Below are 25,389 nucleotides of genomic sequence, written 5' to 3'. Positions count from 1 at the left end.
GTGGCGATGGACATGCGTCGCTCGCCCGGCCAGCACCGGGACGACCCGAAACGCGCGGGCATTGGAGAACACGGGAGGGGTTAACGTCGCGCGCTCAACTCGCGGGCTGTGCGCGCGACGTCGACAGCACGTCTATCAGGCGCGCAGGGCGGCGAGTTGGGCCTTGACCTCATCGGGGTCCAGGACGGCCCGGTCAGTCTCCTTGAGGGGCGTGTAGGGCTCGTCGTCACCCTCGTCGGTGCCCCACTGCTCGGAGTCCCCGTCGTCGTCCCAGAGGTCGATCGGCGGTGTCGACGTCTCCTCGCCGCCGTCGGCGTCGTCCTCCAGGTCCTCGTCGCTATCGTCCTCCAGCTCCTCGTCGGCATTGGCCGGCGCTTCCTCGTCGGGAAGGAAGTCGTCGTCCAGGCCCTCGTCTTCGCCCGGGGCCGGCGGCTGCTGCGCGGGCATGGGGGCGCCCTTCTTCGCGAGGGCGGCGAGCAGTCGTTCCACGCTCGGCTGGAGCGTCACGACCTCGTCGGGGGTGGCGTCGGAGACGGTGATCAGGGCTGTCGCGTCGTCGAGAGCCTGTGCGGACGGCTTCATGAACCGTGCCTCGATCTCCTCGTCGACGCTGGCGGCCCGCTCCCGGCCGTCGACGGGAACCGCGACCGTGGCAAGCTCCACAGGCTGAGGGGTGCCGAGATCCACGTCGAAACCGTCGACGGTGTACGGGACGGCGTACGTGCTGTTCTCGCCCTGCTTGCAGACGACGACGATCGCCCGGTCCGGGTAGGTCGCCTCCACACTGGTGAACCCGTCTTCCCCGCAGTCGAATAGGGGCCGCGCGGCCTCTGCGATGCGGTTGCGGAGCTGCTCGTACGAGTAAGGGGTCGATGCAGGCATGGGAGTCTCCAAGGGGAGGTTCTTCGCTTCGAGGACGGCCGCGCGGGCGCTCTTGCTCTCCGCGGCGTGAGTGGCGGGGTAGATGCCGAGGGCGTCGTGATGGCGCAGGTTGCAGTAGCCGCGGGCGTCCTCGGGGGACATGTGCTTTCCGGCGAGGGCAACACAGCGGTCGAAGTCGCCGCGGCGGCCCCAGCCGATGCGGGCGGCGCCTTCGCCGTGTGCGTACCAGTCGCGCAGGTGCTCCGCGTTGCCGCGGTTCCGGTCCAGTCCGCTGGCGGCCTTGGCCTCCAGCCGCACGGCGGCCGCGGTCTTGGCCTCCATGCTGGCCTGCATCGTGTCCGCATCGACCGGCGGCCCGGACAGCGGGATCGGGGTCCGCTTGGTCCCCTGCACGACCACTACGTCGTCGAAGCGGACGGGTATCTGCGGGAACGGCGCGACGCCGGGCAGCCGATATCCGAGGGTCACGTGTGGGGTGAAGCCGTGGTCCTCGCGGAACTTGTCGGAGAACACCGACAGACGCAGAGCTTCGGCGATCCGTGTGCGTAGTTCGGTCAGGCCAGCCACGTCGACGGGCACCCACGTGACTTCGCCGTCCCCGGTGTCCGGGAAGCGGCCGATGCCGCCGATGTTGCCTTCCAGAGGGTTCGCGTCCGTGAGGGCGCTGCGTACCAGGTCGGCCAGGTCTTCCGGGTGCCCGCCGAGTGCGGCGGCGTCCCCCAGGTACGCGAGGGTGACGTGCAGGTCGCGAGGTGCCGTGCCTTCCGGCTGGGCGATCCTCTCCGCGGCGTCGCGCGGCAGGTACAGGGCGATCATGGCGCCGCGGTCGACCTGCTGTTCCGCGTCCTTGTAGTCCAGCTCGATCCCTGACCAGGTCGCCTTGTGCTCGACTCCCTCCCCGGTCAGGGCTGCCGACTTCACTTCCAGACTCCGGGTCATGGGGTGCGCGCCGTGGAGGACGGGACTGACCTCGTACAGGTCCAGGGAGTGGATGATCCGCACCCCGTCGTGCCGCTTGCTGGCGCCGCCGGGCGGCACCTTGTAGCCGATGGAGAACTGGGCCTCGCCGTGCTCGTGCCACTGCTTGACCTGCTCGTACACGTCGCGGCCGCGCTGGGTGCGCAGGTTGAATTGGACGGTCGCGACGAGCGCGCCGGCCTCCTTCGGCCATACGGCTCCGCCCGGGATGGACGCGAACCGCGGGTCGCCGGGCTTCCACTCCTCGACTTCCAGCACGACGCCGATGGGGTCCTTCCACTCGTGGTGGAACACGGACTTCACACGGCGGGTGGCCAGGGTCCTGGCGAAGGCTCCGGGCAGGATGAGGTCGCTGACCTCATCGACGACGCCGGTGACGGCGAAGATGGCCCGTACGGTGCCGTGGCGGATCGACGGCTTACGGGGTGGGGGGCTCGGCACGGCGGGGACCTCCAGGGCGCGGGGTGATCAACCCGCGCACCGTGCCCCCGCCAGCGCCTTACCGTCCCGCGCTGTCCTCCTGGGCCTGCTCGAAGCCGAGGGTCCAGTAGCGGGCCTTGAAGCGCTGCTCGGGGCTGTCGGCGTCGGCGTCGTAGGGGCAGTCCTTAACGGTCTTGCCGGCGGCGGCTGCCTTGTGCGCTTCCTGGGCGACTGCGAGCGCTGTGCTGCGGTCCATGGCCATCTACTTGCCTCCCTTCTGCTTCGGCTTCTTCGCCCCGGGGAAGGGCGCGTCGTCCTCGTCCTCGTCTGGGGACTCTTCCATATCCGGGTCTTCCTCGTCGGCGTCGGCGAGCGGGTCGGCCTCCGGATCGTCGGTTTCTGCGGCGTACGGGTCGGGGGTCTCCTCTTCTGCGGGCGCCTCCTGCCCATCCGTCGGGGCGTCGCCTGTGGGGTTCTGGCCGGGGGTGGTGCTGACGCGCTGCATCTGCGCGCCGTCGACGTCCAGCACCCAAGCGCTGTCGTCGCTGTACCGCCACACCTGCCCCGTGGCGTCGCGGACCCAGCCGGTGAGGGTGCCGTCGGGGGCCCGGTCCAACCAGGCCTCCTCACCGTCCTGTCCGGTGAACGCGGCATAGGCGTTCGCCGGATCCGTCTCGTCCCCCTCGTCGTAGGCGTCGCCCGCCCACGGGCGGGAGTCGTCGTGTGCGGGCGGCTGTATCTCGCCCGCGGCGGGGTCGGGCGGGCCCGGTGGCCCCCCGGGGGCCGGCTGGGTGTCGGGCAGGGCCTTGATGGCGTAAGCGAAGCGAGTAGTGGTCACGCGCGGAGGGTGAGGGCCGTGGCTGGCTTGTGTCCCGGCCACGGCCTCCACTTCACGGCCGCTGGTCGATCAGACGGGTGCGCTGCCGGAGCAGCGCAAGAACCGTCTGCGGATCGCCGGGGTCCACGTCGCGGCGGGGCCCGAGCGGGCCGAGCAGCACCGGCTTCCCTGTGTGCTGCTCGACCAGCGCCCGGATCCGCGCCGAGCCGATCACCGGCCGGTCCGCTCGGCCGGTGATCTCGACGTCGTACGGGCAACCGTCCTCGAGGACTCCGGTCGCCAACATGCGGGCCTCCTTCTACCGAGTGGCGAGCAGGCCGAGGAGGAACGCCCGGAGGTCGTCGTCCTCGTACCAGTCGCCGTTGAACAGGGACTGCAGGGCCCGCGGCAGGATCACGTCCGCCCGGCCCGATTCCGCGCTGCTGAACAGCCGCGCGAACAGCTCGTCGACGCTGGATCGGCGAGCCCCGACACGGCCCGTGTGGGTGCGGGCGTATCGGTATACCTGCTGCGCGGCCAGAAGGTCCGGCTGTACCTGCTGCAGGTGGGCCAGGAGCGCGTACGCGGCTGTCCCGAGGCCTTCGTCGCCGAGATCGGCGACAGAGACCGTCCGGCTGGCCGGGTCGTACCCGCCGACCTCAGCGCTTCGCGCGGTCACGAGGCGCCGTTCGGTCGGGTCGAGCCAGTCCCTGGGGACGAACCGCTGCACGTCGGTCAGCGCGCGGGCTGCGTCGCTGTCGCTGTCCGGGGACACGATCAGCGCCGAGGCGCCTCCCGGGCCCATCTCGCGCACCGAGGCCAGGGCTTCGGCGACGACGTCGGGCATCGCAGCCAAGTACGCGGCGCGGAGCCGGTCCGCTTCCGTGCGGGCATCGGCGGCCTCAGCGCGGGCGGCTGCCAACTCCAGTGCGTACTCCGGGTTCACGCTGTGCCCGACGGGGCGGGCAGCGAGATCCCGGGCCCGACGCTTGGTGGTGTCCGCGTACGCGGAGGCCAGGCGCAGGCTGGTGTGCGGGTCGTCACCGAGCTCCGGCCGGGCGGTCGCGAGCCGGGCGTTGATGTCCCGGTCCATGTCGACGCCAGCAGCTCGCAGCGCGGCCAGGTGCCGCATCGCGGTGGCACCCGGGCCACGGTCGGCAGCCCGGTCCGGCGCCCAGCGCATGCCGTCCTGCACGGCCGGGAGTTCCCCGGCGGCCAGGGCGCGGCGGGTGGTGCGCTGGTACCAGCGTGCGCGCCGCGACGCCTGTCCGAAGCGGCCCGGGGCTGGCAGCAACCGCGTCCAGTGCGCGATTCGGTCGGCGAGGCTGTCACCGTCACCCGGGTTCGGGAGGTCGGCGCTCTGCGCGATGCGGTGCAGGCGCCGAGACTCCGGCCACGCCTTCACACGCGCCACCAGGCGTTCGCGGAACCGGCGGAAGGCCTCCGAGTTCCACACCCGTCCAGCGGCCTTCAGCAGGGCCTTCACCATGGCGACGATGCGGCGTGCGATCCGCATGAGCAGGGCGAGCACTTGCGGCAGGAGGGCGCGCTGCTGGGCGGGCGGCAGGTGACGCAGGATGCGGCGGGCAGTCGCCTGCCGGGTCGCGTCCATGCGACCGGCGAGCACCCGGCCCAAGCGCAGCGCATCCTCATCGCTCAGGCCGTCGCCGAAGGCCTGCCGCGCGAGAGCCATCAGCGCGTCGTCGACGTGTCGGCCGATCGTCTCGCCGGTCTCACCGGTACCACCCTGCCGTGCGGCCGGCGCACCAATCTGGTCGGGGATCATCCGCAGCAGGTCCGCCGCCCTGTTCGCCGTGTCCTGCTCGCTCTCCCCATCGAGCGGCTCCAGGTCGTTGATGGTGCGCAGCACCGCCTTGACCGCGGCCGCGCGGGCGCGAAGTCGCTCGGCCTTGAGCCGCTTGAATGCCTCCGTCCGCTCGGGTCCGGTGATGCCGGCCGTGTCCAGGGCGTCGACGGCGTCCTGACGGGCCTGCTGCATGGGCACCAGCAGGGCTTCGGAGGTGACCCGTTCGGCGACCTGCTGCCTCAACTGGTGGATGCTGCCTGCGGGCTCCGTCCCGGCTATGGCCGAGTCGACGACCGCACGCGCCACCCGGTTGGGGTGCCCGGCGACGACGGCATCGGCGGACGGCGCCGGGTTCGGGTCGCGGGGCGTGTCCGCTCCGTCGGCAGCGGGCAGTTCGGGAAGCTGCCACAGCGGCTGATCCCCGGACAGGGTGCGCGAGTGCTGCGCCCCGTTGGCATCCTGCACGGTCACCTGGCGGGCCCCGCCGAGGAGGTCGTCGATGCGGACGACCGTGTACGGGGAGACGTTGTTCTCGTCGTCCTCGTCGGGCAGGGCCACCGTGTCACCGACACCGAGATCGTTGACGGTGCCGGGCGTGGGCTGGGCGCCGTCGTCCGCCGTGGTGCGGCCGGCCGCCTCGTCCAGGTGACCGGCGGCGCGGCGGGCCGCCCGACCCTCCGCGGTGTCCGGTGTGGACGTGGCGCGCAGTGCATCGGCGAGGGCAGCCGCCTGGCCCGGGGTGACGGGCAGGTCCTCTCCAATTCGGGTCACGGCCTGCTGCACGTCCGGGTCGTCCGTAGGCGCCGTGCCGTGGTCGGCGATGGCGTCCCGCTCCTCCGGGGAGAGCTGCGGGTCCACGGTGTCGCCGATGACCGGGTCGACCGCCTGCGGCTCTTCCAGGACGCTCAGGTCAATGTCCTCGCCCTCGCCGTCAGTGGCCGGGGCCTGGCCGTCCTCGCCCACCAGGCGGGTCACCGGAGCGTCCGCCGTGGCGTCGATCTGCGAGGCCTCCCCGGTGCGGGTGTCGGCGACATCGAGCTGAACCCGGTCGCCGTCGGTGTCGCGGCCGACGACCGTCACGGTGCGGGGGCCGTCCTCGCCGTTGTCGACGATGACGTCACCCTCGTTGAGGGCGCCGGCCGTGGTCGGTACGACGTCCGCAGTGTTCGGGCTGCCGTCGGTCCCGCCGTCGCGGACTTCGCCGACGGTGCGCAGGTCGGTGACCGGCATGGGCTTGATGCCCTCCCGGGTGGCGACCTGGGCAGTGTCCCCATCGACTCCTTCGACAGTGCCGAGCATGTTGCCGTCTCGGTCGCTGACCACGTGGCCGTCGCGGACCCGCTGGCCCTCCGACGTCCAGCCGGTGGGCCGGGCGGCGCCTCCGTCGGTGACGGTGACCGACGTCGGGGCGAGGCCGGTCTCCTGCTCGTCGTCGCCGAAGCGGACGGACACGGTGGACGAGTTGGCGCCGGTGACCACACCGTCCCGACCATCGTCGTCCTGCACGAGGCTGCCCGGGAACAAGCCGCGGCCGGAGCTGTCGGTGGCGATGCGGTCGGCGATGTTCCCTGTGAGGACGTCGCCCTCCGCGCCCGTGATGAGGGAGCTGTCGGCCCGCTCCCGCTCGTTGTCCGGCTCGCCCGTAGCGCGGGCGGCCGACGCGTCGAGCGGCGTCCACACCGGGGAACGGTCCCCGCTGCTGCCGTCCCGGGTCTCCGAGACCAGCGTCATGAACATGTCGGTGCTGCGGCCCTTGCGCGAGACCGCCCGGCGCTGCGGCGCCTGAATGACGTACCCGGACAGGGTGCGCGGCTTCCCGGCTCGGGTGGTGCCCTCGATGCGGACGACGTCACCGAGTCCCAGGTCGCTGACGCTCACCCACTCCGCGGTCCGGCCGCCGATCGGCTCCGGCGCAGGCCGCTCGTCGGGCACGTCGGCGTCCGGCGTCGGCACGTCCTCCGGCGGCTTCGGCGCCTCGGGCGCCGCAGCACCAGCATCCCTTCCGACGGCCGGCTCCGGCACAACCTCACCGGGGCGAGGTCGACGCATCGCGCGGGCACGCACCGGGTCGTCGACCAGGGTGAGGGGCTGCCCGTAGCCCACGAGCCTCCCCACCTTGTTGCCGTTCAGGTCGTACACGCCGCCTTCGCCGTCACGCGCAGTCTCAGCGGAGTAGTCGCCCAGGACGCCCAGCGGGAAGTCGAGGCCCTGGCCCACCGAGGTCCGGGTGAGGAAGGCCGGGCGATCGTCGGCGATGACGCCGCGCTTGATCCGGACATCGCCGTACGCCTCACCTTCGACGGTGGCAACCTCATCGCCCACCTGCACGTCGTGCGGGCTGTAGACCGGGATCGTGTACCTGTCCTGCTCCTGCTGGCGGCGCCACGTCGCGTAGTGCTCGTCAAGACGCTCCTCATCCATGAGCAGCAGTCGCGCCTGCGTACGGTCGTAGAGACGGTCCTCCTCGTCGAACTTCCCCATCAACGCCTTGGCCACAGCCACGGCCAGGTTCTCGCCGTCAGGGCCACGGAAAGCACGGGCCCTCTGCGGCGCGTCCGGGGCGTCCCACGGGAACGGGTTGCCGTCCCTGTCTCGGATGCCCTCCAAGGCATCGGTGTAGGCGATGGCCTGCTTGCGAGTGATGTTGTACGGATCGAACAGGGTCTCCATTGACCCGGGTGCCAGGATGCGCCACTGCAGACCGCGCCGGTTGTTGTGCTTGAACGGGCCGATCGCCAGGCGGCCGCCGGGGCTCAGTTCCAGCTTCTTGCTCTTGGCGACCTCGTCCAGGCGCTGACGCATGTCCCAGTTGCCGCGCGGGCCGGGCTTGTCGAGTTCACCCGTGCGCAGGTGTTCCCGGAGGGCGGCAACGTCGGTGAAGCGAGGCTTGGACGCGTCGAACGTCTCCTCGTCGACGTCCGTGTCCGGCTCGTCGGCGTCCACCTCCGGCGCGGCAGTGGTGTCGGCGCCTTCGGTGTCGGTCTCGCCGCGGGCGGCGCGCTGCTCCTCCTCCCACTCCCACCGTTCGAGGCGTTCCTGTAGTCGGGCCTGCTCGCGCCACTGGTTGTAGGTGACGCGGCCGCCGTTCTGGTCGAACCACTCGATCAGTTCGTCGGACGCGTACTTGCGCCAGGCGTCGTTGGCCGAGAGGAAGCCGCCGTTGAAGACATCGTCCTCGCTGTAGCCCTTGCGCTTGCCCTCCTTGTTCAGCATCGAGCCGCCGCGCATCGCGTTGTCGGCCCGGTTCCGGCGCTCCTCGTGCCACAGCTGGTACGCGTCACGCATCTGCTGGTCCTTCGACGGAGCCTTCGGCCGGACGATCTCCGGTGCGACGTCCGTCTGCCCGAAGCCCAGGGCCTCGTCCATGGCCTTGTTCTCGGCCTCGCGCTCCGCCGGGGTCGCCGGAGGCTCCTGGGGCAGGTCGCGAAGCTGATCGGCCGGCGGGAACCGGCGGTCCATCTCGGCGGCGTAGCGCTCCCAGTCCTCCGCGTTGAAGTCCTGGTGCGGGAGCGACTCCAGTTCGCTGTCGGTCAGGACCGACAGGTCTGCTGGCAGCGCGGAGGGCTCTTCCCGGTCCTGGTCGGCCTCGTACGCGTCTCGTTCGGCGCGCATGGCCTGCATCAGGTTGCGGTCCTGCCCATCGCGCCAGGCACGTACGGCTGCCGGGTCCAGGTCGCCGGACCAGTCGAACGACCTGCCGTCCGCGGCGGTCAGCCGCTCGTATCGGTCGGCGAGTTCGCGGGCCTGCGCCCCGCTGTACGCGCTCACCGAGGAGTTGCCGGCCCCGCCGAATCCGGCGCCGGTGCGGGCGTGCGCGAAGTGCCACAGGGCCGGCTGACCGTCGGCCAGGGCCTCGTGATCGTCGGTCCACATCACCAGGCCGCCGCCCGAGGACCGGGTCAGCGTCGGGTTGTCCGCGAGGCGGCCCAGGAAGTCCCTGTGCTCCGGGGTGTTCATCCCAGAGGGGAGGTGGCGACCGGAGCGGTAGTCGTCCCTCAGCCCGTCGAGATCGCTGGAGTCGTCACCGTTCCCGCCGTCGCGGTTGTCGCGCTCCGGGATGTGCGGGATGCGCGGGCGGCCAAGGTCGTTGGCGTGCGGCCGGTTCCGTTCGCGGTCGCGTCGGTCCCGACGACGTCGGCGACGGTCGCGGCCGCGACCGCGCTCGTCCGCCTCCGCTCCGCCGTCCTCGTCCGAGGCACTTTCGTCTTCGTCTTCGTCGCGGTCGGCGTCCGAATCGGCCGCTCCGCCGTCTCCAGTGCCGGTGTTACCGCTCGTCTCGTCGGGTCCGGCTCCATCAAGATCCCGACGACCACGGTCACGGCGATCATCGCGCTCCTGGTCGTCCTCGTCTTCTCGCTCCGAGTCCCTTTCATCGTCCCGGTCTCGCTCGTCGTTCGACTCCTCCTCCTGGCCGTCGACGACATTACGGTCGTTGTCGTCCTGCTGACCGGCGGCTGTCTCGATGTCGCGCAGGCGCGGCAGGTCCTGCTCCCGCATGTCGCGGGCGAAGGCGCGAGCGGCCTCCTCAGCAGTGTCGTACCGGCCTTCTCCGCTCTGACCGCCCGGCCGCCACCAGTAGTAGCGACGGCTCTTGCCCCGTTCCCGGCCGAGAAGCCCCTCGATGTTGCCGCCGACGTAGATGTTGCGCGGCCCGCTTCCCTTCTTCGGCTTGTCCAGCCAGACGTCGTCACCGAGGTCGTCAGCCCAGTCGGGCAGGTCGGAGTAGTAGCGGTCGCTGGCGTCTTGGGCGTCCGGCGCGTTGGTGTCGCTCGTGTTCTCTTCGGGTTCGCCGTTCTGCCGAGCCTGGCGCTCGTCGTGGGCGACCACGAGCCCAGCCGTGGCAAGATCCTGGCCGTGCCATACGCGGCGCTCCCCGTCAGGGGTCACGCTGACGTACTCCAGCACCTTGTCCCTGTTGGTGTTGTCGATCCGGCCGACCACTACCCCGTCGACCCTGACGGTCCACTCCCTGTTCAGGCCGGGCTTGTCCTCGTCGTCAGCGGTGACTTCAGCTCGGGCCACCAGCGCCTTCACACGTTCGGGGCCACCGAGCTCGTACGTCTCGTCGTCCTTCGGCAACTCCCAGTTGATGAAGGTGTCCGTGCGCACCCGCACTCGCGCCTTGCTGACAACGTCCTTCTCAGGCTTCTCCACGAGCACGACCCACTCATCGGGCCCCACGGTGTCGCGGCCGTAGTCGGCGTCCAGGTTTACGGAGCGGATGGCGCCCTCTTGGCCATCGCGGTGAAGGTTGATGACGTACTGCGGCGTGTCCATCCCGTCGAAGCCGTCGGTCGTGCCTTGCCGCGGCTGCTTCACCGTGTGGAAGATGTTGCCCTTGCGGAGTTCCGAGCCCCGGGCCCACCGCATGCCCTTGGGCAGCTCTGCTTCGCCGATCTTCAGTTCGCCGGTGCCGGTTCCGGCATCAGCGACAGGAACCATCGGAGCGCCGATTGCCTCCCGCCGCCCGTTCTCCCAGTGCATGCCAGCCCAGTTCGAGCTGTCCTCCTGCGTCGCCCACCCGGCGAAGGCGGACCAGTAGGCGGATCCGTCCGCGACAGCAGCCTTGAGAGGACGAATGGCCTCGGGGAACTCACCGCGGACCCCGTAGGCAGTCTGGTCGGGGTTGTCGCCTCCGACCACGTTGACGAGGAAGTCTTCCGCCTGCTGGTCAGACAGACCGTGCTCTGCGGCTCCGGAGCGGGCACGCGCGATCTGCTCGCGTACTGCCTCCCGAACCTTCTGCACCCGCTCCTCGGTCAACTGGCTGTGCAGCTCGCGGGCCTTCTTCCGACCGTCCCGGGTGGCGATGTGGGCCACCAGGATGGGGCGGAGGTCCGCACGCAGCTCTTCACCCATCTCCCGGACTGAAGAACGCAGATCGTCTGCCAGGTCGGCAAGGAACTGGCGTCCCTCCAGCGGCACCGCTTGCAGGCTGCGACGGGTGTTCTCGTCGTACTGGGCCAAGGGCTCGACGTTGGCCATGGTGGAGATCCAGAACCTGACGTCCCACGGATCGGCGGAGGCCGTCCAACCGTCACCGTTCTCGGCCACGGCCCGGTCGAGATAGACGTTGCGCACGTCGTCCGGCTGCGGTTCCGCCCACACACCGGCCCAATCCCGGATCGGTGTGGCACGACCACTACGGTCACCGGGGAAGCTCAGCAACGGCTTGTCGTGCGAGTCCGCGACGACGAGAGCAGCGGCGTGCGCCGGGTTCTCAAAGTCCGCCTTGCGCGACCACGGGTCACCGACGGAGCCGTGTGCAGCATGGTCCGCTCGCCACGCCTCGTCTCCCGAGTCGTTGCGCAGGACAGAGCCGATGCGCTCCCCGTCGAGGAAGACGTCCCGCCGAACCTCGTCCCTGTGGAAGTGGAACTTGGCGGGGATGACGTGTTCTTCGCCAAGTTCCACCGGCTTGCCGTTGTGCTCGCCGACATGCTCCCGGGACCCCCCTTCGGCATCGCCAGCGGGCACATCCGGGCTCGGCTGCTCAGGTTCGTCAGCCGAGGGGGCACCAGTCTGTGTTGCTTCCTGCGACCGGTACGGCTTCGCCCACGGATCCGGCTCGCCCGGACGCGGCAGCGTCGACAGCGAGCCTTCAGCGATGTGCGCCTGGTGCCGAACGTTCTCGGCGAGACGGCGCAGCACGCGCTGCCGATTGCGTCCCTCCTTCGTCTTCGTGTCCTCCGCGTCCGCGGCGGCATCGACCGCCGTGGCGAGCCGGCGCATCTGCGCCATGGTGATCCCTATGGACCACTTGTCCGCCGCGGTGCGCAGCTCGGCGTCGTCGGACTTCTTCCAGTCGGCGACGAGCGCGCGGAGCTCACGGACCTGCGCGTCGGGCAGCGCCGAGTACCTGATCGCGGCGACGACGTCTTCGGGCGCGATGTGCCGGAACGGCTCCCCACCGAGCATGGTGCGGTCGCTGCGGGCGTTCATGGCGACCATGCCAGCCATGAGCTCGGCGGCGCGGATCGGTCCGCCCTTCTTGTCCTCCTTCCAGCTCGTGCTGCTCTTGATGCCGCCGCGGGCGTCCTGCCCGTACCAGGTGGTGCCGCGGCGACGGATCCAGCCGAGGACGTCGCCGTCTTCGTCCAGGACCTCGCCGTGGCCCTCGTCCAGGTTCAGGTTGGCGAGACGGGCGTTGTCGGATCGCAGCTCCAGGCCCTCCGGTGACTGCGCCGCGGCCAGCTTCTGCTGCTGCTTGGCGTCCGCGCTCGTGTCCTCCGGCTCCGGGACACGCTCTTCGCCCGGCCGGGAAAGCTGGTCCTCGGGGTAGAGCTGGTAGGTGCCGTCCTCGTTGACCAGAACGCCGTCCGGGCCGTAAGCAACGACGTACCCGGTCCCCTTGGGCGTGACGACCTCGTCCTGCGAGGCGTACTTCGGGACCGGCTTCTCGCCGGAGGCGTCGCCCTGCGACGCGTTGGTGGTTTCGTCCGGCGCGGCCGGGGCCTGCTGGTCCTCGAAGCCGGTACGCGCCTGCTCGTCGAGACGTCGGGCAGCGTCGTCCTCGCCCTGCCGCTGGTCGCGGGTGGCTCGGTGCCGGGCCAGGAAGGTGTCGAGTGCCCCGACCAGGTCGCGCAGCGGCGCGTCCATCGCTTCGCGCTCAGAGCGCAGCAGCGACCCCTGCAGGTCGATCGCCTGCTCACGGGCGTCCGTAAGTTCGCGCTCGGCCCCGTCGAAGTCGTTCTCTTCCGGGTCCAGGGCGGCGACGGCGTTTATGACGCCGCGGCGGATACGGCCTACGGAGTCGGGCATCTCCCGCGACCCCCAAGTCTGCGACGCCGCAGCGCCCAGGCGGGTCTCAGCGGCGTCCACCGGCGCCAGACCGTCGCGCCACTCCTTGTTGCTGGCGAACGGCTGAGCCGAGGAAAGCTCGGGGCTGGACGGCACGTCCTGGGGCTGAGGCGTCGACTGCGGAGTATCAGAGCGGTTCGCAGTGCCGGCGTCTCCCAGCCGCAGTTCGTCGGCCGGACGGTAGAAGAGTTCTCGGCCTTCCTCCGTGACAATGCGGATGCGGCCACGGCCGGTCCTGTTCGGCGGCTCGGCAACAGTGTGGGCGCGGCCGTCGGCGTCGGTGAACCGGTCGTTCTGCTTCAACTGGTCCGCGCGCCGGATCTCGGCCTCGCGGAGATCCTCGGTGTCGCGGCCTTCCGCGTCAGCGAACATGTCCATGGTGCCGAACGCATCGTCGGGCCGGTCCAGCGGGTTGTTCGGGTCGGCTGCCCGGTTCGGGCCAGTCGGCGCGGCCGGCGCGGAGAACAGGCCGTCGTCTTCGCCGCCGTCGCCCTCCACCTGGTTGCGGTTCAGGTCAGCCCAGTTCCCGCCGGGGCCGCTGCGCTGCGGCGTCGGCTTGGGCGCAGGCTCGCGCTGGGGACGCTTCCCGGCCTTTCGGTCCTTCTCCGCCTCCAGCGACGTCAAGCGGGTCTTGGCGGCGCCTTCGAGCGGGCCGTACGCCATCTCGTGCTCGATGAGCGCGACGATTTCGGCCTGCAGGTCTGCCGGGTCCATGGTGCGCGGGCTGGCCGTGCCGACCGGAGGCTCCGGGGTGTCGTCTCCGCTGTCGTCCGGCTGCGGAAGGTCCGGCCTGTTCGGCGGCTCCGAAGACCCGCCCGATCCCGCACCACCGCCGGCCTGGCGGATCGACTCCAGGTCCTCGTCGACCTGGTCACGGTCGAGAGTCACCGTTCCGGCTCCGCCGGCGCTTGAGGACTCGCTGCGCTCGTTGACCGTGGTCGCGCCGGAGCGCTTGCGGGGAGCACGTTCGGCGCCCGCGGGCCGGATCGCGGCGAGTTCCCGGTCGACGTCGTCAGGGTTCAGGGTGACGGAGTCGTCGGCGACCGCGTTGAGGGCGGCGGCCGCGGCCGCTTCGTCGATCTCCTGCTCGCGCTGGTCCTCGATGCCGAGCTCTTCCTTCAGCTCGGCGACACGGCGCCGCGCCTTCAGATAGCCCTTGTCGTTCGGGTCGACCTCGCGGCCCTTGTACCCCTTCATCTTCTCGTTCGCGGTGATCAGGTCCGACAGCAGCGCGACGCGGCGCTCCTTGGACCGAAGGCGCTCTCCGTACGGTGAGGTGCCGCCGATGCCGCGCTGCGCGCGCACCCGTTCGTCCTGGGCGACTTCCAGGGTGTGCTCGGCGTCGGCGATGGCCTCGTCGAGGTTGCTCAGGCGGCGTTCCAGGGAGGCGAGGATGCCCCGGCCGGAGGCTTCGTCGAGCTGGCTGGGCATGTAGACGCCACGGGTGTCCGGCTCGGCGGGGTGCTCCCAGCTCGGCCAGTCGAAGCGGACCTTGGCAACGCGGTTGCCGAACTGGTCGTGACCGATTTCGACGTGGAAGTCGTGACCGCCGAGGTGGCCGACGGGCACCCGGACACCGTCCTGCAGATGTATGTTGCGGGCGGCGGCGCGGACACGCTGGGCGAGGTCGTCGTAGGCGTCAGCGCGCTGGTCGTACTCCTCGTCTCCGATGCGGATGCGGAAGTTGTCACCGGAGACGTCTTCGCGGCGGGCCAGGGCGTCCCGCCACGCCGGCAGCACTTCGGCGAGGTCGCTGATGATGCCGTCGGCTGCCGCGACCGTGCGGCGGCGAGTGTCCTGGTCGCGGTGCCAACGGCGGTCCGCGCGCTGCAGTTCGACGACATCGGCGCCCGCCTGGGCATAGTCCATGACCGTCATGTCGCCGGTCGCGATGGCCTTCATCTGACCGAACGACACGGCGATGTCGCCGATGTCCTCCATCTCGCGGGCGTCGAAGTCCTTGCGGTCCATCTGCGCGATGAACCCGGCCTTGCGCTCCAGCGTGCCCAACTTGAAGGCGTCGAACGTCTCCTCGGTGACGTACGAGAGGATGCGCACGTCGTCCGCGGTGCCGGGGATCTCCGGCATGTTCAGGTTGCCCTGGCGCTCGATGCGGCCCTCGCGCTGCGCCATGTCCGCCGGCCGCCACGGGAAGTCCATGTGGTGCAGGGCGACGGCACGCGTCTGGATGTTGGTGCCGGTGCCCATCTTCTCGGTGGAGCCGATGAGCACCGCGATCTTGCCGTTGCGGGCGTCCTCGAACAGCTTGGCCTTGGCCTTGTCGGTCTTCGCCTCGTGGATGAAGCGGACCTTGTTGGCCGGAACGCCCGCCTCGACGAGCTGTTCCTTCATGTACGCGTAGCCGTCCCACGCGTTCTTCGCGGTCGACCCGGGCGTGCCCGCGTCCATGAAGACGATCTGCAGGGAGCCAGGCAGCTTCTGCGGGGTGTGGTCCTTGTCGGAGACCGGGTAGATCCGGTCCTTGTTCTCCTCGTAGATCTCGGCGATCTTGTGGACGGCGGCGTCGATCTTGCCGCCCTCTTCGCCGTGACCGCCGACGAGCCGCATGTCGATCGCCGCGCGGGAGGCCAGGCCGATGGCCTTGAGAACGCCGCCCTGCTTGTGGATCCACGGCTGGCTGGGCAGCGCGGTGACGAACGCCTTCTGCTCGGCGGAGATCGGCACGGTGACGATCTCGCCGCGCTTGCCGTCCGCACCAGTGCGCACCTTGGGGGTGGGCAGGTTGAGGTCGGCGGCGGTCTGCACGTCGACGGCGAGCCGGTACATGCGCAGCAGTTCGGCGGCGTTGTGGAAGCGCGAGAACCGGGCCTTCATCCGGAAGCCGGACCCGTCGGGGGCCAGCTCCAGGTTCTGCACGATCTCGCCGAACGTGGCGGCCCAGGAGTCGAAGTCGTCGACGCCGGCGTCTTCCAGGACGTCGGGGCGCAGGAACCGCTGCATCACGTACGCCTCGGTCACCGAGTTGGCGATCGGCGTACCGGTGGCGAGGGTGACGACGCGACCGGACTCGTTCCGCTCCCGCAGGTACTCGATCTTCATGTGAAGGTCGGAGGCCCGCGCGGACCCGGAGATGGCGGCGCCCTCGATGTGCGAGGCGGTGGCCAGGTTCTTGTAGCCGTGCGCCTCGTCGACCATCAGGTAGTCGATGCCGGTGTCCTCGAAGTGGACGGTCCCGGCGTCCTTCTTCGCGGCCAGCTTCTGCTTGAGCTTGGCTTCCTTCTGCTTGAGCGTCTCCTCCAGGCGCTTGAGGGTCAGCGACTTGCCCTCACGCTGCTTGGCACGCTTGATCTCGTCCTTGAGCTTGTCGAGCTCCCGGCGCATGTACTTCTCTTGGGCCTCCGCGCGCATGGGGATCCGCTCGAAGGCGCCCTGCGTGAGGATGACGGCGTCCCAGTCGCCGGTCGCTGCCTTGGCGATGAAGCGGCGGCGCTTCTTGCCGGTGAGGTCCGCAGAGGACGCCGTGAGCAGCTTGGCGTCCGGGTACAGCTCCAGGTACTCGCGCCGGAACTGGCCGAGCATGTGGTTGGGGACGACGATGGCAGGCTTGCGGGCCATGCCGGTGCGGCGCAGTTCCTGCGTACCGGCGACCATCGTGGCGGTCTTGCCGGCGCCGACCACGTGGGCCAGCAGCACCGACTTTTCGCTCACGATTCGGCGGATCGCCGCGTTCTGGTGCGGGCGCATCTCCCACTCGGCGTTCGCGCCGGGCAGGGCCAGCGGAGAGTCGTCGAACTCCCGCATCACCAGGTTGTTGAAGGTGTCGTTGTAGACCCGGGCCAGGCGCTTGGTGCGCTCGGGGTCCTCCCACACCCACTCGGAGAACCGCTCGGCCATCTCCTTGGCCTTGGCCTGCGCCTCGCTGGTGGCCTCGTCATCGGTGACGGTGACCTTCTTGCCGCCAACCTCGACCGTGCGGGTGACGACGATGGTGCGCTGCTCCAGCAGCGCCTTGGCGATCTCCGGCGCCGGCTTGGACTTGGTGCCCCAGTCGGAGCGGGCGGCGATGCCGGTGGTGGGGCCCTGCACCTCCCACATGGAGGCGCCTCCGCGCTCGGCGCGGACAGCCTTGGTGCCGAGGATGTGCTGCAGGAACGCCGTGACGTCCGTCTCCGGGATCCACGGGGCGCCCATCTTGACCTTGATCTCGGACGGGTCGAGATCGCGCGGGATGACGTTCTTCAGGGCGGCGACGTTCGCCGCGAACCGCGGGTCGGCGGCCGCGGCCTTCTCGGCGAGCGCCAACTTCTCGCGGACGTTGCCGGACAGGTACTCGCCGCGGGAGACGAGCCTGTTGGTGCCCGGTTCGTCGAATGCGAGCGGGCCGATCTCCTCGCGCAGAGCCTGCAGGTCGGTGCGTCCCAGGAGACGGGCGATCGTCGGCAGGTGCAGTTCGCCGCCGTCGAGCTCCTGCGCCAGGGCGATGGCCTGCTCGGGGCTGTCGGCGCGGTCGGAGATCTCGCGGGGCGCCAGTACCCGCTGCTGGAAGATGTCGGCCTTCTTCGCCGACTTCGCGGAGTCGTCCCACTTGTCCAGGCCGAACACCACGGCGGAGGCCGGGTCGTCCTCGAAGAGCTGCAGCGCGGACGGCTGCTTCCACGCGTCCGGGACGTCCTTCAGGCCCTCGGCCTTCGCTCGGTCCTTCGCCTCCTGAGGGCTGAAGAACCGGGTCTGGCCCGGCTTGTCGATCGGGCCGTGCTGCTTGACGTAGGCGTCGTACGCCTCGTTCAGCTCCTGGCGCAGGGCCCGCATCTGGTCGGTCTCGCCCGTCTCGCGGGTGGAGCCCTCGACTCGGAGGAGGCGGTTGGCGGTCTCCCGCAGGCTGATCAGCTTGCGGAGCTGCTCCTGCTGGGTGGGATGCACGTCGAGAGGGACGACCGCGCCGTCCTCGACCTGCGTGAACTTGCCGTCGTTGAGGATGTGTACGGCGCCTTCGTGCTTCTCCCCGGCGAGCTCTAGGTGCCGGTCGACGGCGTCGATCTCCGGCACGTACCGCATTCGGCCGTTGCGCTGGGAGTGGAACGAATTCCGGAGGATGCGTTCCAGGCCCGCCTTCAGCGCGGGGCCGGCGTTCTTGTCGCCGACGACGGTCAGGTCGTGGTCGGAGAACTGACCTCGGCCGGTGGTGAGCTGCCCGAGGATCATCTCGGGGTGCTGCTGGAAGTAGTCGTTGACCGCGATCTCGTGGCCGTTGACGGTCGTCTTCGACGACCGGGTCCATGACATGTCGATGTCGTGGGTGTTCTCGTCGCCGAAGCGGCGGCGGAAGACCAGCACGTCCGTGACGACACCGGTGCCGGCGGCGTCCTGGTGAGCGCCGGCCGGGAGACGGACCGCGCCGACCAGGTCGGCCATGTAGGACATCTGGCGGCGGGCGGTGTCGTCCTCGCCGTCCATGGTGTAGCGGCTGGTGACGACGGCGACCAGGCCGCCGGGCCGGACCTTCTGCAGGCTCTTGAGGATGAAGGTGTCGTGGATCGAGTGCTTGTTGTCCGGGTTGACCTGGGCGTCGTACATCGGAAAACGGCCGAAGGGCACGTTGCCGATGGCCAGGTCGAAGTACGAGTTCGGCATGCGGACGTCGCCGAACGAGTCGTTGATAATCCGGGCGTCCGGGTAGAGGAGCTGCGAGATCGCCGCGGTGGTCGGGTCCAGCTCGATGCCGGTCATGCGCGCGCCCTCGGGCGCGGAACCGATGAAGTTGCCGCTGCCGGAACCGGGCTCCAGGACGTTGCCGCCGTCGAATCCGAGCTCGCGGACCAGGCCCCAAAGGGGCCGTACGAGTTCGTGGTCCGTGTAGTGGGCGTTGAGGGTGTTCGCCCTCGCTGCGGCCCACTCCTCGTCGCTGAGGAGTTCCCGGACGGCGGTGCGCTCCTCGGCGAACGACTCCCACTTCTTCAGGGCACGGGCGTACTTGGCGGGGTCGGGGTTGCCGTCGGCGTCCCGGAAGGCGCCGTCCGTCGGCTCCGGCTTGTCCGCGAGGACGATCGGCAGGGCGCCCCAGCCGGACCAGCGGGCGAGGATCTTCTGCTCGGCGGGCGTCGCCGGCCGGTCCTCGGCCTGGATCTGCCGCAGCGTCCGGACCGCCGCGACGTTCGCGCGGGCTCGGGCCTTCTCACCCGACGGCGCCAAGTCCTTCTGGGACGCCGGGCGGAAGGCCTGAGCGGCTACAGCCTGCCGTGATCCGGAAGCTCGGCGCTCTCCATTCCGGGCTCGGCCGGCAGGAAGATCTGCTCGGTCATCACGATCTCCCGGGCCTGCGCCATCGCCTGCGCCCTGGCCGCCACCCGGTCCACGAACTTCTCGCTGGTCTGCCTGCTCAGGATCTGCTCCGCCCTGGTCCTGATCTCCTCGCTCGCCTCCATCCCGAGCCTCGCGAAGAACTCCTCCCTCTCCGCGTCCGTCCCCAGCTCCGCGTACGCCGTCGGCCGGTACGTCTGCCAGTGCTTCTCGGCGATCCGCCCGAGCTTGTTCATCGCCACTGTTGTCGTCTCCCGTGGTGGTGGTGTCGGGGGCGGACTGATTATCCGTCCCGGGCGTGGAGGGGGCGTTGGCGGGCTTCGCCGGGCGCTCCTTCTTCTTGTCGCGGCGGTCCTTCAGCGTGGCGTCCAGGCGCTGCCCATGCCGCTCGGCGCGGTCGCGGATCGCTTCGAGGACGGGGCGGGCCTTGCCGTACGGGTCCCGGCCCGGCTCGTCGTCGAGCGTGGCGAGGACGGCTTCGGCGGACTGCTGCAGTTCGCGGCTGGCCTGGATGCGCTGGCGTATGCCGGTGGTGGCCGCGAGGCGGCGGAAGCTGGTGTTGAGGTCGGCTGTGAGCTGCCGGTCCTGCCCGTTGCTCAGGTCGCGGGCCAGGTCGGAACTGTTCCAATCGCTCTGAAGGGCGGCGATCTCGTTCTTGGCCTGGACGTACGTCTTGCCCTCATCCCCGTACGGGGCGTCCGCAGCGTCGTTGCTGTCGTCCGCGTGCGGCGTCGGCTGGGCCTCGGGGTCGCGCTGCTCGTCGACGGTGGCCGGCGCCTCTGGTCCGTTCGGCTTGTCGTCCCTCCCGCGGTCACGGTCGCGCTCAGCGATGAGGTCTGCGAGGGCCGCTTCCCGGGTGCGGAACGGCTTCTCGGAGCTGTAGCGGCTGCCCTTGCCGAGCCGGTTCCACTTCCAGGCGCCGTTGCTGCCCTGCAGGCTGGCGTCGTCGCTGTCGTCACCGTCGATCGTGACCGGGTAGCGCCTGCCGTCGAACGGCTCGACGCGGGCACGGCGGGCGTTGTCGTCGGCGTACTTCAGGCGGTCCCGGCGCTGCATCTCCTCCAGCGCGTCCTCTGCCCGGCCCTGCGCCGCGGCCATGCGGTCCCGGTCGCTGAAGTCGGCGTCGTGAAACTCCCGGTTCGCCGCGATGAAGTAGTCCTCAAGCTCTGCGTCGTCGAGGGACTGCAGGTCGGGGGCGCGGGCGGAGTCCGGCGCGTCAACGCTCGGAGCGTCGGCGGCCGGAGCCTCGGGCGCGACGGGAGCGGCGGGGGCCTGCGGCGCGGCGGCTGGGGTGCGCAGGCGGTCTTCGTCGCGGCGCACCTCGATCTGGCGGCCCTCGTCGGCGAGCCCACGCACCAGGCCGTCGACGGCCAGGGCCCGGGTCACTGGGCGAGTGTTGGAGGTGGTGACGTACGCCTTGGCGCCGTCGGACCACACGAAGCCGGCACGGCGGAGCCGCTTGTGCATGTCCGCGTCGCTCCGGTCCGCGCCGTGGACGACGGCGCGGCTCGGCGAGTACTGGACCCACATCGGATCCTTCTGGTCGTCGGGCTGGCCAGCCAACGTGTGCTGCCGGGCCGCGTTGACCGCGAAATCGGTCTCCGTGCGGCCGCTGACGTGCCGGTTGCCGACGTCGCCGACGTACGCGGAGCGGCGGGTGCTGCGGTCGAACACCGACTGGCCGGTGGTGATGCGCTTGCCGTCCGGGCCGTACACGTTGGTGCCGTCCTCGCCACGGGCCATGCGATAGCCGGGGAAGCTGGCGAGTTCGGTGGCGTCGTCGGGGACGTCGTTCTCGTGACGGCCCGGCTCGTGACGGGTCCGACCCGAGGTGACTTCCCGCATCCGCTTCCCGGCGGGCGAGTCGAGACGTGCGCCGATGCCGTCGCTGCTCCAGTCGAACGGCTGCCCCTGCTCGTCGCGGTAGTCGCGGTAGGCGTGGGCCCGCGCGATGGCGTCCGGCTTGCCCTTGTCGGAGGCCAGGATGGCGATGGGTACCGAGGTGCCGGCGTGGAAGACGGTCCAGCGCTGCTTGCCCTCCACGTCCATACGGCCGATGAGGAAGCCATCGACGACCTGCGGGTCCGTGACGAGGTCGGCTCGCTGGCGGGCGACCGCCTCGCGCTGCTTTCGCTCGTTGTGGGTCTCGCGGAGGCGCGGCACGTCCGGGTTCGTGCGCCAGTGGTCGAGGACCTGAGCAACCGTGGTGAGCCGGCCTCCATCGCCCTCCTGCGGGGCGGGGGCCTCCCGCCGCTCGTGTGCTGCCTGCTGTTTCCCGCTGCCGTCCGGCTGCTGGTCCTGGCCCTGCTCCTGGCGGTCGTCCTCGCCGAGTTGCGGCTGCTGGGCCTCCGGCCGCGGCTGGGCCTGGCCCTGGTCCTCGTTGTCGCCTTGGCCAGTGCCGTGCTCGCGGCCGCGGGCGATGACGGCGTCAATGCCGTCCCGGCCCTCAGCCATGTCGAGCCGGTCGGCGATGTGCGGGGCATCCCAGTTGAAGGGGCGGCCGCGCCGGTCGCGGGCGTTCTCCAGCTCGTTGGCGAAGTGCAGAGCGTCCGGCTTGGAACTGAATCCCGCCTGGTGCGTCATGATCGTGCCCGACGCGACGTGGTAGACGTCCCACTTGCCCTTGCCGTGCCGGGTGACCAGGAAGTTGCCGTTGGACGAGAGCTGCGACGTGCGAGCGAAGTCGAGTCCGTGGGCGGAGGAGTACGAGTAGGTGTCGATCCGGACCTGGGCTCGTTCCTGCTTGGAGGCGCCGCGCAGGTGGACGCCGTTATGGGTGCGCGGCGGGCGCTTCCATCGCTCGTCTTTGCGGCCCGACTCCAGGTGGTTGCGGGCGGCGGCGACCGTGGAGAACCGGGGTGCCTTCTTCGGCTCGTCCTCGTCCTTCGGTTCCTCGCCGTCGTCCTCGCCGATCGGCTCGCCCTCGTCGTCCGTGTCGTGCGGAGCGTCCGAGGAGTCCGGGTCGCCGTTGTCGTCGGCGTTGAGGCCGTCGCCGCGGCGCGGGTCGGCGTCGCGACGCTCCTCCTCCGCTTGGACCTTGTCCTTGCTCTTGGTGGGTGCGGAGCCGTCCGGGCGGGCCACCATCGTCAGGCGCGACGTCTGGATGGGGCGCTGGTTGTTGCCGTCCAGATCGGAGACCTGCACCTTGGTCTGCGACAGGGCGCGCACGACGCGGGCGAAGCCGCCGCCCCAGATGCGAGCGATGCCGCCCGTTTCAACGAAACGGCCCTTCGAGTCGCGAGGGTGGAGTTCCTCCCGCCACGGGCGGCGGGCGCGCTTGGTCTCGAAGACTGAGGCGAGAGCGTTGATGATCCGGTTCGGCATGCGGCGGACCATGCACAGCGGTGATGCTTAGCGTCGCGTCCTCGCGCGGGCGGTCACATCGTCTCGGTGAGGATGTGCAGCAGGAACCATCCGGAGAACCCGAGCCACCCCACGGTGAAGGCCGCACGACCTGTCTTGGAGGTCCGGATGCGGAAGAGCTTCCGAGTGTTCTCGCTGAGGGTGTCGCCCTTTCTCCGGTTGATCAGTGCCCAGGTCTCGAACAGGGCGAACAGGCAGGTCCACAGGATCCAGACGATCCAGCTCACGGTGCTTCTCCTTCGGGTGCGGTGCGGTAGCGCAGGCGGCAGCGGCAGTTGGCGGTGAGGGAGCGGGGGGCGAGCGGATCGCCGGGGAAGCGCACCGGCCAGCCCTCCATCTCGAAGGGCTGCTTCACCGGCAGCGTCAGGCCCTCTGCAGCGGCGTGAGCCGGACGTACCCGGTCATCGCGCCGTGTCTGCCAAGTCCGCTGAATGCCGGGGCTCGTGGCCGCTGCGACGGCGTCGACGGCGCCGTTCACCGTCGCGGTGGCGGCCGACTCAGCGATGCTGCCGATGACGTGCGTCGACTCCTCGCCCTGCAGCATCTCGCCGACAGTTCCGACCAAGGCGTCCAGGGGGGTGTCGGCCCGCTGCGCTTCGTCGAGTATCAACTCCAGCGCCCGGTGGAAGGCCAGCATGGTGTCGGCGGCGACGGTCGCCGCGGTGAGCACCGCAGCGCCGATGCCGGACGACGCCCCGCCGCCGACGCTGCCCCCGAACGCGTCCGCGGCGTCTGCAGCCCTCGCGCTCGCAAGGCGGGTCAGGACGGGCGTGAGGGTGGCGATGACCTCGTCCTGCCACTTCTCTGCCCCCACGACCTTGCCCATGTCCATGGGGTTGCTGCCGCCGCGGGTGTCGGCCGGCCCGTCGTCCAGCCAGTAGGGAGTGCCCTTCCGCGCCTTGGGAGACCGCAGCCGCGCGGCGATGACTCCCTCCTGCCGGGCGAACAGCGCGGTGAGAGCAGCCTCGACAGCACTGCGGGCCTGGTCGAAGTCGTCGTCCCCCACGCTGAACTCGGTGACCATGGGCAGCGCCTTGGACTCCATACGGCGGGCCTCGTCGACGGCGGCCGCGGCGGGGCCTTCCTCGGGTATCCCATCCAGGCCTGTCCGCGCCTCGTCGACGGCTGCGGCAGCGGCGCCGGGCTGCGGGCTCGGCAGGGTGGAGCGCGCCTCGTCGACGGCTGCGGCTGCCGGGCCCTGCGCTCCATCGGGGGAGTGCTGGGGCGCCTCACCGCGCGCTTCGGCCACGGCCTGCGCCGCGGCGCCCTCCGCCGACGGCTGGCCGGGCTGCTGCGGGGCGTTCGGGCCGGGCCCTGCACCCGGGCCACTGCCCTGGTCGGGGCCGCCGGAGATACCCAGCGCAGCGGCGTCGCCCGGCACGAGCGGCACGGGAGCCTTCTGTGGGGAGATCCACAGCGCACGGGTATGCGGGTTGGCGTACGGGGAGAACCCGGCGAGCTTGCGGTATTCGTCGATGCTGATGAGCCCGGCATTCCACTCCTCGCGGGCTTCTGCTCGCCGCTTCCGGCGCGGGAGTTCCAGCACTTCGACGGTCGACGTGTCGTAGCGGAGCCGCATCTCTTCGCCTGCGTCCTTCTCGAACGCGTTGGCGATGAGCTCCAGGTGGCCGAGCTCGGTGTGCAGCCAGAAGCCGAGCTCTTCCTGCTCGGCGTTGTCGAAGGTGCGGCCGCTCGCGTTGCCGGTGACGGACTCGGGTACGCCGAACGCGGCGAGGATCTCCAACTTCGCGTTCGCGGAGGCGTGCTCGTAGTTCATGTCGCGCGGCTTCGCCGCGGTGTCGACGTAGTTCATGCCGCCGGGCCCTGCAGCGATCACCGACAGGTGGCCGGCGAACTCGGATCCGGGCAGGAACCGGGACTCGAGCCGGTCCATCTCCTGGGGGTTGAGGGATGTGGCGTCGACGGCGATTACGCCACCGGGGCGGGCGTCGTTCTTGATGAACGTCACGTTGTAGAGCCGCGACAGGTGGTCCAGGTCGACGCTGATGCCAGCAGCCTCCAGCGGAGTGATGCCGCTGAAAGGGTCGGTGGGGTGCGGGTCGCGGATCCACAGCACCCGCTCGGGCGGCAGTTCGCGGATAACGCCCTCGCGAGTCGTGAACTCGAAGTGGGAGAGGTAGTCGCCCTTGGGGTCCGGGATCGGCAGCACGCGGTCCGGGGGGAGCAGGTCCAGCCGGGTCAGGGTGCCTGCCCGGCTGCGGGTCTTCTCGACGAAGGCTCCGCGCTTGGAGAGCAAGATCTGGGCCGAGAGCCGCTTGCGGAACATCGGTCCCGTCTCAAGCGGATTCGCCTGCCCGTTGAGCAGCCGCAGGAGTGGGTGGTCGGGAAACGTCTCCTCGAACTCGCCCTCCTCGGTGAGTCCACGACCCAGTTCGAGGGGCAGGCGTGACGCGTGCTTGCCGATGGTGTCGATGGCCTTGAACACCCAGACGACGCGCTCGTACCCCTCGGTGACGACGCGGTCCATGTCCCAGCCGTCGGCACGCCCCTCTGTGCCCCAGATGTTCCCGGTGCCGGCGTACATCGTCGACGTGTACGCGCCTCCGGACCAGGAGATCGTTTTGGTTTCCGTCTCGGACGGTTGAGGGGGGCCGCTGGACAGCAGCGAACGCAGCGCGGGGAGGAATCGACGGGCGGCCATCAGCGCACCTCACCCGAGGTCAGCCACAGGCCCGCGCCCACACCGAGGGCGGACACAGCGGCAAGGCCGCCGGCGGGGGAGAGTGACCAGATCAGTGCCAGGGCGAGCACTGCGCCCGCCACGGTGCTGACGGCTCCGACGTTGTACGCCGCTCGTCCGGGCCGGGGCCGCTGGTAAAGCGTCCAGGAGCCGAACGCGAGCAGCACGGCGGCGACCAGGCCGGCGCCGACCAGCCGGTGGACGGCGAACGCGGCAGTGACGAGGCCGATCGTCCCAGCGGCCACCAGGAGCAGCCCGGCGAGTTCGCGGGCGAGCCGCGCCCCGGCGCGGTGACGGCCGGGCATGTCCTTGGGTGTCGTGTTCACCCGGCGGAAGCTAGGAACGCCTCCCGCTTAACGTCGC

General features: G+C 70.5%; 8 protein-coding genes. All 8 read right to left on the bottom strand.

Annotation, left to right across the window (positions count from 1 at the left end; genetic code table 11):
• Positions 1-135: 135 nt before the first annotated feature.
• Genes P8T65_RS46915 through P8T65_RS46880 form a run of 8 tightly spaced genes read right to left on the bottom strand, consistent with a single transcriptional unit; the run spans position 136 to position 25,352 of the window.
• A complete protein-coding gene (locus P8T65_RS46915) occupies positions 136-2,301 on the bottom strand; it encodes a 2'-5' RNA ligase family protein (protein WP_316732082.1) in 2,166 nt (721 codons plus the stop codon).
• A gap of 58 nt (positions 2,302-2,359) precedes the next feature.
• Entirely contained in the window at positions 2,360-2,536 is a 177-nt protein-coding gene (locus P8T65_RS46910; protein WP_316732081.1) for a hypothetical protein, read from the bottom strand.
• Between the two features lie 6 nt (positions 2,537-2,542).
• Positions 2,543-3,118 (bottom strand): hypothetical protein, encoded by a 576-nt coding sequence (locus tag P8T65_RS46905; protein WP_316732080.1) that lies wholly within the window; start codon positions 3,116-3,118, stop codon positions 2,543-2,545.
• A gap of 52 nt (positions 3,119-3,170) precedes the next feature.
• The gene (locus P8T65_RS46900) at positions 3,171-3,404 is read right to left on the bottom strand and encodes a hypothetical protein (RefSeq protein WP_316732079.1); all 234 of its coding nucleotides are present in this window, start codon (positions 3,402-3,404) and stop codon (positions 3,171-3,173) included.
• 12 nt (positions 3,405-3,416) lie between these two features.
• The gene (locus tag P8T65_RS46895; RefSeq protein ID WP_316732078.1) at positions 3,417-22,286 is read right to left on the bottom strand and encodes a DEAD/DEAH box helicase family protein; all 18,870 of its coding nucleotides are present in this window, start codon (positions 22,284-22,286) and stop codon (positions 3,417-3,419) included.
• 53 nt (positions 22,287-22,339) lie between these two features.
• Positions 22,340-22,552 (bottom strand): hypothetical protein, encoded by a 213-nt coding sequence (locus P8T65_RS46890; protein ID WP_316732077.1) that lies wholly within the window; start codon positions 22,550-22,552, stop codon positions 22,340-22,342.
• On the bottom strand, positions 22,549-24,987 hold the full coding sequence (locus tag P8T65_RS46885) for a phage portal protein (protein WP_316732076.1): 2,439 nt from the start codon (positions 24,985-24,987) through the stop codon (positions 22,549-22,551). Before P8T65_RS46885 ends, P8T65_RS46890 begins: the two co-directional genes overlap by 4 nt.
• Positions 24,987-25,352 (bottom strand): hypothetical protein, encoded by a 366-nt coding sequence (locus tag P8T65_RS46880; RefSeq protein WP_316732075.1) that lies wholly within the window; start codon positions 25,350-25,352, stop codon positions 24,987-24,989. Before P8T65_RS46880 ends, P8T65_RS46885 begins: the two co-directional genes overlap by 1 nt.
• Positions 25,353-25,389: the final 37 nt, after the last annotated feature.

This window comes from Streptomyces sp. 11x1, from assembly GCF_032598905.1.
Taxonomy (GTDB): domain Bacteria; phylum Actinomycetota; class Actinomycetes; order Streptomycetales; family Streptomycetaceae; genus Streptomyces.
This window is presented reverse-complemented; position numbering and strand designations above follow the sequence as displayed.

What these genes read in the sequence shown, in the direction of transcription:
- P8T65_RS46900 (WP_316732079.1), bottom strand. Translation starts at nt 3,404, where the DNA reads ATGTTGGCGACCGGAGTCCTCGAGGACGGTTGCCCGTACGACGTCGAG.
- P8T65_RS46885 (WP_316732076.1), bottom strand. Translation starts at nt 24,987, where the DNA reads ATGGCCGCCCGTCGATTCCTCCCCGCGCTGCGTTCGCTGCTGTCCAGC.
- P8T65_RS46895 (WP_316732078.1), bottom strand. Translation starts at nt 22,286, where the DNA reads ATGCCGAACCGGATCATCAACGCTCTCGCCTCAGTCTTCGAGACCAAG.
- P8T65_RS46910 (WP_316732081.1), bottom strand. Translation starts at nt 2,536, where the DNA reads ATGGACCGCAGCACAGCGCTCGCAGTCGCCCAGGAAGCGCACAAGGCA.